6 protein-coding genes are annotated in these 13,357 nt (G+C 48.0%); all 6 read right to left on the reverse strand.

What is annotated here, in order from left to right; all coding sequences use genetic code 11:
* Positions 1-9: 9 nt before the first annotated feature.
* The 6 genes from MKQ68_RS10830 to xth all read right to left on the reverse strand — a co-directional run bounded on the left by MKQ68_RS10830 (position 10) and on the right by xth (position 13,355).
* Positions 10-5,499 carry a hypothetical protein gene (locus MKQ68_RS10830; protein WP_264283313.1) on the reverse strand — a complete coding sequence of 1,830 codons (5,490 nt, stop codon included), beginning with the start codon at positions 5,497-5,499 and terminating at the stop codon, positions 10-12.
* Complete coding sequence (locus MKQ68_RS10835; protein WP_264283314.1) at positions 5,466-7,421, reverse strand: hypothetical protein; 1,956 nt, start codon at positions 7,419-7,421, stop codon at positions 5,466-5,468. Before MKQ68_RS10835 ends, MKQ68_RS10830 begins: the two co-directional genes overlap by 34 nt.
* Positions 7,418-7,927 (reverse strand): hypothetical protein, encoded by a 510-nt coding sequence (locus tag MKQ68_RS10840; RefSeq protein ID WP_264283315.1) that lies wholly within the window; start codon positions 7,925-7,927, stop codon positions 7,418-7,420. The genes MKQ68_RS10835 and MKQ68_RS10840 overlap by 4 nt, the downstream gene beginning before the upstream one ends.
* Complete coding sequence (locus tag MKQ68_RS10845) at positions 7,924-9,021, reverse strand: DUF928 domain-containing protein (RefSeq protein ID WP_264283316.1); 1,098 nt, start codon at positions 9,019-9,021, stop codon at positions 7,924-7,926. The genes MKQ68_RS10840 and MKQ68_RS10845 overlap by 4 nt, the downstream gene beginning before the upstream one ends.
* Before the next feature lie 7 nt (positions 9,022-9,028).
* Entirely contained in the window at positions 9,029-11,590 is a 2,562-nt protein-coding gene (locus MKQ68_RS10850; protein WP_264283317.1) for a hypothetical protein, read from the reverse strand.
* A 991-nt stretch (positions 11,591-12,581) separates the two neighbouring features.
* Positions 12,582-13,355, reverse strand: a complete 774-nt coding sequence (gene xth / locus MKQ68_RS10855) for an exodeoxyribonuclease III (RefSeq protein WP_264283318.1) — start codon at positions 13,353-13,355, stop codon at positions 12,582-12,584.
* Between the last annotated feature and the right edge of the window lie 2 nt (positions 13,356-13,357).

Raw genomic sequence — 13,357 nt, forward strand, 5'->3', positions numbered from 1 at the left:
CTTGTTCAACTATAGTTTTTTCATAGACGACCGTGATTCCTTGATCGTCATAATTCCGCGTTCGGTTTCTTTCTTCAGGCGGATGAGCGATCCTTCATCGTCATATTCGTAGAAGGTGGCATAGTTATTCTCGTCCAACTCTGCCATTACCCGCATGGTGGCGGCATCATAAGCGAACGTTTTCACCTGTCCTTCTACCGGGAATATCCTCAGATCATCCAGGAGTACCTGTGCGCCGGCATTATTGATCTTGAGCGACCAGCTGGCCATGTCGGTATTACCAGTCAGCAGCGGCAGGTCGAGTTCTCCTTCCACCAGCTTCCATCCTTCCACACGGGCCTTTACCTTCAAAGGAATATTCGTATTACCGATCCTGAGCGTCATCGCCGGCTGATTGGCTGCGCCACCTTTTACCCAGGCAGACACAATGTATCTCTTATTCAACATTGGATTAAACCCTCTTAATCCCAGCCACGGTGCGGTATTACGGAAATATTCTCCCCGGGAATTGGTGCTGAGGTATATACCTGGCGCATGTTCATGATCAAAAACATACGCCTGTAACGTGATCTCACTTAGCAATCTGAGGCTATAGTTACCAGTATGCGATTCATCTGCCGATAACCACGTATTGTAGTTAGTGCCAAGGAATTTCTGGATGTTAAAGTTATCCGGCTCGCATGGCGCTACAGCCAGGCAGGTCTGGTTGAACTTGTAGTCCTCAAAGCCATCGTAGAACAGCTCACGATGCCTTGCATTTGTACCTACAATACCGGGCAAACTTTCTTTAAAGTTCATCCTGGCACCACTGTAGCGATTTAACGCGTCTTTATTTTCTATCTCGGCTGAATACTTATCGTACTGCGTAATCGTGTTTGTGGTAACCCAATTCTGATTGGAACTTGTAGACCATAACGTACCCAGGTTAGTCCAGAACGGGCGGAACTCCATATAGTGGCCATTCGCGCGTACGCCAACACCGGGTGCAGAAGTATTAACCAAGTCCTGGCCAGATCGGCTGGTGAGCCAGGCCTTTTGCTGCCAAACGCGCCAGTTGCCTTTATAGCCGTATAAGTAAGGGTTGAGCGCATCGCCTTTAGGCATAGACCCACAATTGAATGGTTCGCTACAGATATCCAAATCACCGTTAGGGCAGGAATATTTTCTGTATATGATTTCATTGGTAGCGTGCGATCTGATGTAGAGATCCACCATCTCATTATTACGAAGCGAAGCCGTTGAGAACAATGTTTGTTGCGTATGATCTTTCAAATCCTGGATATCGCCATCATACACTTCCAGTGCCATAGTACGCTGACCGAGCGTATTGCGGGCTTCCATCGTAATTTTATGCTGACCTTGCGGAAGGTAAACCGGATAAAAGCTCCAGAAGCTAAAGGGGCCGGAGTCTCCAGAGTTTTTCATTAGGTGGCTGATAACCGGTTGAGGCGCCCCGTTGAGGAATACACGATATTCGTTGTCTGCAGCTACCCCTATGTAATAGTATTTACTTTCGGGTATTTGCAGGCATTTATTGAAACCAACCCATATGTTTTCATTTTCATTGTAAGAAGATGCATTTACCCAAACTCCTGCATTATTGAGTCTGCCGCAGAGCTCCACTGTTGCATTCGTAGTCAGGTTCGCGGAAGAGGGCAAGGTATCACCTTGCAGCGCCAACACCGGCGCGGGGGCAGGTATGAGCGTTCTTAATGCGGATGAAGAACCGGAAGAACAAGACCAGCCCCAATAGCTGTCGTTCCTGATCGTGTCTCTGGCAGTAACGAGATCATTGTTTATAATGCGGGCACCCCAGGCACCATAAATAGTAAGCTGACTGCCGGTCACCAATGATATCACCGGTGTTGACTGGGTGGCAGGGCGTATACAGGACAGTCCGTCCGGCCCATCCACATAGCCCGGAGGGCACTGGCCCTGGGCGAGTATACCACAGTTCGGAATACCCGCCGTATATTGGAAGTTGCGCATATCGTTACAGTAATACCGGGTATATAACTTATTCCCGTTAGCATCACAGGTGAACGTCTGCACATATTGGCTGTTAGTGATCAAATCTTTCGTGGAGAAGATCATCTCCTGGTCTATCTGCGATGCGAGTCCCTCCCGAAGTGAGTGATCGCTTGATGCGCCATATATTTCGAAGGCCATCGCATTATCTGTTGTACCGTTATATGCGATCATCTTTATATGGTTATTACCTTGCAGCAATGTTAACTCCTTGATTCTCCAGGCCCGGTAGTTATTTTTATTGGTTGTTTCGGGAAGCTCCCGCCACAGCGCACCATTTATGTATATCCTGCAGGCATCATCGGCTGCATAGCCAAGGAAATATTTCCCCCCAACGACATTTACCGTCGTTTCAAAGCCGCACCATTGCCTCAACGGCACGCCGGTTAGCCATATGCCAGCTGTGTTTAGCCGACCAGTAAAGGTAGTCTTGTCGTACCAATACGGCTTTACGCTCGTCGCATAATGTGCGGTCCCTGTCTCGGGCTCATCGTAAAAGAAAGCCCCGCGTTCGCTGTACTGCCTCACCGAACTACCTTTTACTACGTTTAGAAAGTTGGCGGGACGTACGTTCGCTTCGATGATACATGATCCATTAGGTCCTTCCACATAGCCGGACGGACACGTTTTTATGTTGCAATCGCCGGCCATGCCCCAATCGTCTGCATATAGCAAAGCGCTGGCATCGAGCACATTAAAATTATTGAGCACCGCATCATTCAAAACCGCCAACCGGCCGTTTTCAACAGGGTTTTTCATGGTAGTAATGGACGTAAGTCCGGCACCTAGCTGGTTACGATACCCTGATCGTATCACCTTCACTTGCTGCCTGTTCGAACCCAATGTTCTTCCCGAGCCATCGATCACGCGCTTGGCAGGCATACCCGTACTATTCGAGGTGGAGTTTACTACCCAAAGCCGGCGCCCATCATTCATATCTACCAATTCGTCTCCCGCACCCAACATCGCACCCAGCGTAGGATTTTCAAGCTGGCCATTTCCGCTCACTTTCAATTCTGTGAGTATATTAAGACTTTGGTAGGCTAACCCCATCTCTTTATACCGCCAGTATGCCGGGATCGTGGTTGTATATACTTCATCTTCAAATTCATTTTGGGTGGATGTGACCACCGGGTTACCTGTATACTTATCATATACCAGGTTTTTGGCCTCGATGCGCGAACCGTTGATCGTTTTGATAACCTTATCGACTACGGCACTGTAGCGTATCAGTTTCAACACTACCGCTGACCGGTACAGCCGGTAGTCATTATTATCTCCACCTGGCGCATGACCTATGCCCATTACCATCACCGGGAATGGAACGGGAAACACGTCACCACCAGCGTTCAATGCCTTTCCGTCATTAAGCACCTCCGACTCGCGCATATCCACATACATTTCGATATCACGTCCGATCACGCCGTTACTGATCCTACCGTTTTCATCACTTACCGCTACTTCATTTTTCAGTCTTGTACGGCCGCCATCATCACTGGTATTATATATGTACTCCTCGGAAGAAACAACTTGTCCCTGCTGATTCATCACCTGCGTGGCTTTAGGCTGACCATGCATGTCATTCAGCACGATTGAGTATCCCTGTGAAAGCACTTTTTCATAGGTAGCGGTACCGCCAAAGATGGTGAAGAGCGTAGAACGTTTATGTTCGTATTTTTCGATATTGGTATTACTTACAATAACAGGATATTCCTTTGCCGTATAAAACTGGTGCACCGACCAGCCTGTTTTATTATCGGTATCCCGGCCACCTGTTTCATCGAGGCTGTAGACCCTTACTTCCCGGTATCCAACGGAAGGTGCAGGGAACAAGGTCTCTCCCATGGGCTCTTCCAGGTAAAACATATTCGTAAGCGCCAATGCTCCCTTCTGATCGTACCTGTCCGGCAAACGCATTGGGTTGTCGTCTCCGCCGAGAGACGGCTCGTAGGTAGCGACCCCGCTACTGACATCTCGCCCATTTTCTCTCATGCGGTACTCGTATTCCATTCCATAGGACGCAGCCGTGGCACCTTCCACCATCGTATTCCAGGCATCGTTGATCTTTACCCGCTTCACCCTGGAACCGCCGCCGAATTTGATACCGTCACCTACAGCGACCCGCACGAAACTTTTCGCGAGATTCACCTTGGCGGCAAACCGTTTGTTCTTTGCCCGGGTATTGAAAGGAATAAAGAGCTCCGCCATATTGCCGAAAGAATTAACGATAGCATTCAATGCAGCTGCAATCGGCCTGTTATCGTCGATCCGGTTTTTATAGCCAGGATAAGCATATTTCTGGTATTCGAGGCGCATGCGTTGCAGTGCCGCCACCGTCACGGGGTTCGCAGTTATGCCACCTTCCGGAATTTCTACGAATTGCACATCCACCACATTATCGTGGTAACTAACAGCTGACACCTGGCCGTAGCCTGGCACAAAATCATAGTGAAAATCCTGAGTGGCATCTACCTGGTCGGTAAGATGTACGTTAAACTTCCAATACATGTTGTTTTCGCCATTGAGGTAATCGCGCACAAACCACCTGGTATGATCTTCTCCCGATGCCGGCCTGGAACCTGCATCGACAGCGATACGGATGCCCCGCGCCTCATATAAATCATCGGTGCTGGTGCCATCGGCCTTCAGCAAGCCGAGTACCCGCGTCATTTCCATGGCGCGCCTGTCCTGCACATAGGCGTAATCGTCCGATTCATAATCCACGTCGATACTACCTCCTGTTGGCAGTATGATCTTCGACAACTTCCAGGCTTTTATGTTTTCATTTACAGTAGCCGAATCCTGCGGCGTATAGGGAAATTCCTCATTCTTCAGCGCACCGAAGCCGCCGTGGCTATTTTGCGATGCATGTTTATAACCACCCCACTTATCCGTGCTCTGGCGAGCATATGCCAGGTTAGAAGCATATTCGAAGCGATACGGATGATGTTTTCCTTTCGTAGAACCACCATATTCAAAATGCACGCTGTTCAGCTGCATCTTATATTTTCCTGGTTCCCCATTGGGTGTACCGGGGCATAACTCGTATGCCTGGCTTAACTTCACCGTCTTAATGGTTTTAGTAAGATCAGCCTTTGCAAATAGGCGAATCTCTCTTAGGCATTTTTGCTTAGCGGACGCCTCACCGGAAGGCTGATCGCCGATCATTTTATGCACGCCGAAACCATCCCTTCTATCTTCGGTAATGAAATACGCGATTTTAGTCTTTGTTTCAATAGAATGCAGATACCAGAGTTCCTTTTCGCCATAGATAAAACTTGCCTTATCATCATAGGGATCAGCCAGCAGTCCCTTATTGAGCATAGCCTTTCCTTCTTCAACCGGCGTTCTCCAATAATAGTTCCCGGCTGTCTTCGAATAGTTGAACTTAATAGCGGTGCCCAGGTCATCATCCGTGATGCCATCGCCGGTCAGATCTACATAATCGGGACTGAGAATTGCCGTGAGCATAAACGACGTTGCATATGCCGGCTGCGTTTGTTTAGAAAAGTAATGATCCGTATTATCGTGCCTGTGAGCAATTTCCCCCTGGTATCATAACTGATATCAACCATGTTGTTCTGATCGGGGTTAGCAATTGTCGCGAAGCTGTATTCTACCTGCTTCTGATTATATACTGGCAGACCGTATACGAGGCGTTTACCATCTGCCCCGGTTACCATAAGTTCAGACAGGTGGTGCTTCCTGCGGCCTTCCGCTTCACTAACGCGCGTAATCGTTCTATCGACTGTTTTCGTACAAAGCTGCGGTGTAAACAACGAATCCATGAAACCATAAGACGTTACCGCCTTTTGCAAGGAGGCATCTTCCGCCTGTTCGGCCGTTAGGTACATAACCGGTGATTGCCTTACCTGGCGGCCATTCTTCTTGTACGGAGCGGGTGCCGAGGTATAAGTCGGCCTGTTAGCGACCCTAAGACCGGAAATAGCCGACTTCTTCGAAACAGGAATATTCACGGGCGCTTCATCCTTCACAAGCAAAGCGAAATCCTTATTCTCAAGACTCTTTTCTCCTATCTGTTTGAAGTATACCTGCTCTTCTGTCTGATTCGCAATAGCAGGGAAATCGCCTTCTTTTAGAAAAGCATTATTATTTTTCCATTTTCCGCTGGTGCTGGTAATATCCTGCTTATGCAGCGACGCTCCACCGTGAAAGTACGCACCGAATCCTGCTTCCGCACCGATCGAAGTATTAACATTTTCATCTTTAGTACTATTGTCCGCAAAAACACCTGACGCACTTCTGAAGAGCTGCAGCTGCCCGCCGCCCGCCTGGCTGCTGTAATTAAAAATGTCGGGCGTCACAACCGGCACTGCCAGTTTACGCAATGAGGGAATGACAGGATTATCCTTTTCACGCATGAAATCCATCATTGCATCTGGGCGCTCCTTTGCTTTTTCGGCGTACATAAATCCGTAAGCGTTATTTGTTTGTACCGGGTTCCTGATCTCCCGTTGCGTTTTATATCCCGCAATACCTGCACCGGCATAGAACAAGAATGCCGCTGGTCCTACATCCGCGCTATATGTATTGTTCCTCGACCGGAAAGACATATTTGCCTTTGGGTAAAATGGAGGCGTGTTAAAATTGAATGACGATTCAGTAAAAGGATGCGGGGTACCGACCACCTGGAAAGAGGTGGAAAGCGTGAGGCCCTTCATGCCTTCACGCGTATTGTAACCCAGGTTAGCAGACGAACCAACACCTGTGATCTTACCATCAGCCGCCTTTAAACCCATCGCAAGCGACACACCACCAGAAAGGTCCACACCACTCTGCGTATTTGAATTAACGCCGATATTAGCACCAACACCTAAGCCCGTTTCGCTACCGACTCCTACAGACACCCCACCGTTAAGGGAAGTTTCGGCACCTATTCCTGTATAGTTATCACTAAATACCCCGATTCCGATGGAGCCACTTACCTTGGCCAGTCCTTTTGACAAGCCCGCTAACTCCCCTTTCACAGATACCTTGCCGCCGATTGTCACCTTGGGCTTTACGTAACTTTCTGTCACCACGTCATCCCCATTTGCATCGTCTGGTATACCACGAAGCTGCCTGTCTATAGAACCAGCATTGAGATTCCAGCCGTACCCGACCCAGCTGGCTTCATCTTCCATCCCATTATTGGTTTGGTAATTCAGGTTGATGGGATAGCCGTCGATGTCAAGCAAGGGTATATTGTATTTAAAATCTCCTGTAAACAAGTCTACCATGTCCGTGGCCCCGGCAGGCTGAAACTGTTTTGCTTCCGGCTGCGAAGGACCACTGGTTAACGCAAAGACCTGATGAGGAATGAATATATCTATTGTTAAAAGGCCCAGGAAAAAGTACGAGGTGACCTTTTTTACGATTTTACTTCTGATCATATACGAGTACTTAAGGAGTCTGCCGCTCTTACGGCAGCGGGTTTAACATTAAATTCCACGCGGCTGTTCGAAAAAAGCCAGTCCCTGAAAACGAACCGGCCGGTTGTAGTCGTTGCAAACCGCGCCTTATCGAATACGATGAGGTATTCAGCGCCGGTGTACATTCCATTAGCGATTCGCATCGCATGAATGGGAAGTATGGTGTCCCCTGGCATGATCAACTGAAATAGCGTATCTACGCCATAACTTGCCTGGTTGAAATCCGCATTTATTTTATTGGAAGCGTCGACGGCAGTGACATTCAATTTGAAGCACAGCTCCCCGGGGGCTCCGCCATTTGGGCCCTCGGGCAGATATTGGAGCTGCATATTCAGGCCGTTCATCGTTTTACGTTGCAGTAAAGCATTATCCGCTTCCGCGTAAAGCGCTTTCATTTGATCACGTCGGCCGCAACTTGCCAGGGACAATGCAAAACAGGCCAATAGCCAATGTTTTATCTTCATCATTCGGAAGCGTTTTTATAGATGAACCTTAATTGTTTAGTTTGCCCGCCGGGGATCTTTACCTGCATGATGTAGAAGTAACCGTCTACAAACGATTTATGATCCGACAAGTCAATCGTGATCTGGTTGCTACCGCGATCCAGCTTTACCTTTGGAAGTTTACCGATCTTCATCTCGGGTTTCGTAAGACATTGCACGCTGTATTCAAGAGATGTTTTGTCGTACATATTGTGCATGGCAAACATCACGCGGCCATTTGCGATGTAAAAGTTCCCTTTTGTGAGATCGTTGATATTCCTGAAACCTTCATCGGGTAGTGCAGGCAAGCTATCGGTGCATTTCACCACAAATTCCCATATCTCCGAACTAGCGAGCAGTAATTCATTTCTGTAAGCCATCACCTGCCATGTATAGCGCTTACCTTCTTCTAATTGACGTGCTGTAGGAGGATAGAACAGCATTGGTGTGCTGATACCCGTCTGGTTAAGTAGCGGCAGATTGTAATTGAGCGCCTCCACCTTACCTTGCCCCTGCTTTACCTCTGCCAGTATAAGGCGGTATTGAACACCCGGCACCGCCGGCATGAGTGGCTGCCAGAAGAGCGTTGGACGCCTCTCACAAATATTATCACCATCAAAGGGTTCCATCAGCAGTAACGGACTGAAAGGTTGTAAGGCGTAGTTAAAGCACTGATCTCCGATTACCAATCCATTTTTCTCCACGTCTTTTATTTCAAAACAATAGTCGTAGTCACCTTCCGGGAAGAAGTTGCTTTGTTTTAATACCGTTGCCTGTTTATTATTGGCAAAACTCAGGGCGGCGCCGCCGGCCACGCCGGCAGGCAACTGGTTCATTCCCGGGCGCAATTGAAACGGCTTCGTGCGGATTTCGGTCAGCTTGCCTGTTCTGGCCTCCGTAACGGTGATAGCCATCGTTACCAGGCGGCTGGTGTTTTCCATATTGCCGACTTTAACCAGGAAGAGGCCTTCCAAGGTACGGCCGTGCACTTCCGGCAGGAAGTTGAACGACACCTGGGCTTTCAGAAAAACCGGGCACACCAGGCAACACAAAAGCAGTAATATCCTGTACTTTCTCATACTATATTTAGTTCAGCGAATAATGTAATGTCATTTCTGTTTTGAAGTTCCCGTAAAGGAAGTTGTTACTGCTACGGATCAGATCTTTTCGCGCATCGAGGAAGACATTAAGCGACCATTTTTTCAGCAATCTTGCCCCAAGGCTTTGCCGCAAGCCAATCTGCCTGGCCATATCGTTCGTATCCAGGAAAGTGATTGCACTACCGCAGCTGAATACTTTCCATAAATTGTAATTGTAGCCCGCGTCGCTGGTAAGCATATTACCATAGGCCATATTGCCTGAAAGATCATGGCTCAGGAAAGTATTGAAGGAAATAATGCCACTGCCCAGTGAGAGGCTTTGCATCATGTTCAGATTCAGGAGCGTGCTTTTAACGGGCGACTGAACGGCGAGATATTCCATCTGCTGAAGGCCAGCCATGAACACATTGCTTTGCATCAATTCGCCGAACCGACCGTTGGCCTGCGATGTGACTGTGACTTTACGATTAAGAAACACGTTTGTACGCACCCCTGCTTCCGACTCATTCATGGACGCCTGGTTGAGCCGCAGGTTCATTGTAAGGCGGCGCGAAAAGCGATAACGGCCATCCAGTGTCAACTGCAGATTTTTCCATTTACTGCCGCCACTAAGCGCCGATCGGTCGATATCCCGCACATCGGTACGGAACATTACTGCAGCCTTATTTTTCTGCCAGCTACGGCGCAGATTTAAGCCATATTGCAGGCTCCCCCTGGTTCCACTTGGATTACCAGGATTACTGTGCCCCAGGCCGGCATAATTGAAATAAGCACCTTGCGTCATATTCCATTCCTTCACTTCTCCTGCGTACCTGACGCCGGCTGACAAAGTCGTCCAGACATTATCCAGCAGTCCGGCGATAGCGGCCTTAGGAGCTGCCGACTGCTCTACAGTGCCAGACATCATGTTTGAAAACTGATTATTGGATTTGGATAATTCAGCTTCCAGTGTACCGTACTTACCTAATTCGAGCATTTTAGAGATACTGCCTACAAAGAGGTTTTGTGAAAGCGCCGCCATGTCGAAGCCATTGCGGGAAGTGCTTTTGGTGTTCGCATTCAGCAACGAGACATGGGTATGCTGTTTATCTATATCGCCTATACCCATCCTGGCAGACTGTAAGTTATATGTGGGCGTGGAGATCGAAGACGTAAGGCCTGTATGTCTTACACCTATATCGTTTCGCTGCCCGATCGTAGTCATCGCAAACTTGTTATTGTGTAGCGCACTGCCGGACACACCGGTCATAAACAGATCTGCCACAGATCCCTTGCTTGCGTTTGCCACGATATTCCCAAGGTCGAGGTTTTTTACACGCAGCATCACCTTTTGCATGATACCGAGCGGTAGCAGCTCCTTTGCCAATTGCGGCGTATTGTTCTTATCCCCCATCCATTCCTGCATACGGGACTTTACATCGTGCTGACTATTCAATAGCTTAGATGCATCAAGTCCACCCTTTCCGATATCCTGCTTTATTTTCAGCACCCCTTTATAATAGCTTTCCAGCGCCTCGAAACGCGCCAGTTCATTTCGTAGTTGTGACCTCGCAGAATCGTCATATGCATCATTGCTGATTGAGGCGATCAAATCTTGTTTACGCTTTTGAAAGGCCTCCGCGTCTGTGACGGACAAACCACTCTTTTCCAGCAGCACATTTTTTAACTGGTTGCTGTCCAGGTTCATCAATTGACCCGGATTGACCAATTGCAGCCATTCCCGCTCCCGCCCTTCTAAAAACGATTCAGACTTTGTTCTGATATGATCAAGACGTTGGTCAAGAAAAGACTGCATATTGCTCCTGAAATCAATATCCTCCAAGAAATACTTATTAAGATCGTAATGCTCTTTGATATGTTGATCCAGTTTATCCAGATAAGCTCTCTTATCAAAAGACATTTTGCCCAGATGGCGATCATTTAAATCTGAACTGAAGTTATTGTACCCGGAAACGTTCACATAATCGAAGGCAAATGGAATACTACCCACGGAAATTTCATCAGATATATTCAGCCTGTTCCACCAGCCGGATATGGCATGAGAAGTATCGCCATAACTCACTTCTGCGCCAGCACCTTTAAATTTGTTCTTAATACCTGCCGGCAACGCGAGTGAGTTACCTGGCAGATTTTGCCTGGATAAAGCATAAAAACCCCGGAGTTTGGCAGTAAAGAAATCGTTGAGTACAGCAGTGTCTTTAAGCACTGTCATTCCCTTTGCAAACGCAGCAGCCTTCGAAGCACTATAACTTCGGGCAACATAGCTGAACAACTCTTTTTTTACCGTGTCATTCAAGCCATTCAACGCCGGGATAGCGCCTACCCTATTTAGCGACAGCGTGTTTTTTGCATTTTCAACAGCCGCACGTGGCCGCTTGTTTAGTGAGTCAACCACTACAGCCATGACCTGCTGCCGCTGACTGGCGGGAGTGCCCAGCGCAGGTATAGAGTCGTTACCGGAAAACAAACGAATGGTGCCGGGTGGCCGTGCATGCACTTTGAGTCCTGCGCACGTGGCCAGACAAAGGATCATCAGGGATTTGATCATAACATAATGCTTTAAATAAATTCAAACAGCGAGCAACACCGGTTACATGATGCTGTAATCCAGTCTTCCGGTAAGGGCATAACATTCCTGTTTGCCTTTTCAGGGCAAAAGATAACCACCTACCCTTTCAAAGGGTACAGCGTTTAAAACCGAGCGAGCGTTTAAATATATACTATACTAACGCCAACAAATACACGTTTTTAATAAGAATTGCCTTCGGGTGGTGGAAAAATTCGAAACGAATGTATTCATCGCCATACTGATAAAGTCTTTTCGCGATTTTACCAATTGATGAAAAATGAAAGCAAGGGATGTTCAACCGCACACTTTCGTGTAACGGAAAACGAATAAGGTTTTGTAACATAACCAATCGGGATAGAGGTATTAAAATCAAAGGTTACAGGCAGTCACTCCCTCAGGAGATAGCCATAGAAGTCCTAATTATTTCAAAATATAGAGTTATTTAAAAAAGGTAAACAGAATTGTGTCCATAGTGTCGTTACCAAAAACAGGGATATACAACCATCATGGGAAACACGTCGATTTTACTGGCTGTTAACGTTGGTAAAAGTAGACGTTTAGTTTTGAATAATAAACTTTCCAATGCTAAATTTTTTAGATTTTTTTTTGTTAAGCTGTGGACTTGTTATTAGATACTGAAAGCGTATTAAGCTGGCAAACACACACTGGGGAATTCAATGCACAAGTCGAGGTAAAAAACATTCACATACTTTTTAGGTAATGCTTCTGCCACTCCCTTTACAACCATATCTCATAGGCGAATTTCACATTCATTCAGTTTCACTTGTCGTGTCTTCGTGTACGTTATACAAACGGCGGGCCAACATAAAGTGGGGTGAACCAGGGGTGTATTTAATCAATTACGCAATGTGCGGATGACTCAAAAATGCTAACCTTTTTTGAGTTATCCTCCCAGCTTCTCGGAAGAATGCCCGGTTATGGTACAGTGGGCGTTCTATTCCGGGCAAGGTCACTTCAACACCACCCACGCCGGCGCATGGTCGCTCGCCCCCTCCCAGCCTCTCACATGCACATCGACCCCACCCCGTTTCAACCTGCCGAGCAAATGCCCGTTCAATAGAAAGTGATCCAGCCGCAGACCAGCATTGCGTTCGTAGGCGCGGCGAAGGTAATCCCAGAAGGTGTAGATACGCTTATCGGGGTATAAGTAGCGCAGGGCGTCGGTCCAGCCGGCTTTCAGCAAGCGCGCGTAGGCGGCGCGGGACTCTTTCCGGAACAGGGCGTTGTCTTCGTACTTTTCGGGTTTGTACACATCGAGTTCGGTGGGCATCACGTTGAAGTCGCCGACGAGCATAACGGGCACTTCGTAGGCTTGCAGTTTCTTAGCGTGAGCAGCCAGTCGCCGGAACCATTTCAGTTTATAGTCGAACTTATCACCGGGATAGGGATTGCCGTTGGGCAGATACAGGCAGGCCACGACCATCTGGCCGACAATCGCTTCAATATAACGGCTTTGTGTATCTTTAGGATCACCGGGCAACTGCCGGCGTACTTCCTGGATGGGGAGGCCGCGGGACAGGATGGCGACACCGTTCCAGCTTTTTTGTCCGTGCCAGATGGCGGAGTAACCTGCGGCCTCCAGGGCGGCTGCCGGAAACCGGGAGCCGGGAGATTTGAGCTCCTGCAGGCAAACGATGTCAGGTTTGGCTTCCTTCAACCACCGGAGCAGCAGGGGCAGGCGGCCGTTGACGCCGTTGATATTATAGGTGGCGATTTTAAGCATAA

It is taken from the genome of Chitinophaga horti, from assembly GCF_022867795.2.
GTDB lineage: Bacteria > Bacteroidota > Bacteroidia > Chitinophagales > Chitinophagaceae > Chitinophaga > Chitinophaga horti.

Bases quoted from the DNA above. Each gene is read 5' to 3' on its own strand.
- MKQ68_RS10830 (WP_264283313.1), bottom strand. From the start codon at position 5,499: ATGCTCACGGCAATTCTCAGTCCCGATTATGTAGATCTGACCGGCGAT.
- MKQ68_RS10835 (WP_264283314.1), bottom strand. From the start codon at position 7,421: ATGATCAGAAGTAAAATCGTAAAAAAGGTCACCTCGTACTTTTTCCTG.
- MKQ68_RS10840 (WP_264283315.1), bottom strand. From the start codon at position 7,927: ATGATGAAGATAAAACATTGGCTATTGGCCTGTTTTGCATTGTCCCTG.
- MKQ68_RS10845 (WP_264283316.1), bottom strand. From the start codon at position 9,021: ATGAGAAAGTACAGGATATTACTGCTTTTGTGTTGCCTGGTGTGCCCG.
- MKQ68_RS10850 (WP_264283317.1), bottom strand. From the start codon at position 11,590: ATGATCAAATCCCTGATGATCCTTTGTCTGGCCACGTGCGCAGGACTC.
- xth (WP_264283318.1), bottom strand. From the start codon at position 13,355: ATGCTTAAAATCGCCACCTATAATATCAACGGCGTCAACGGCCGCCTG.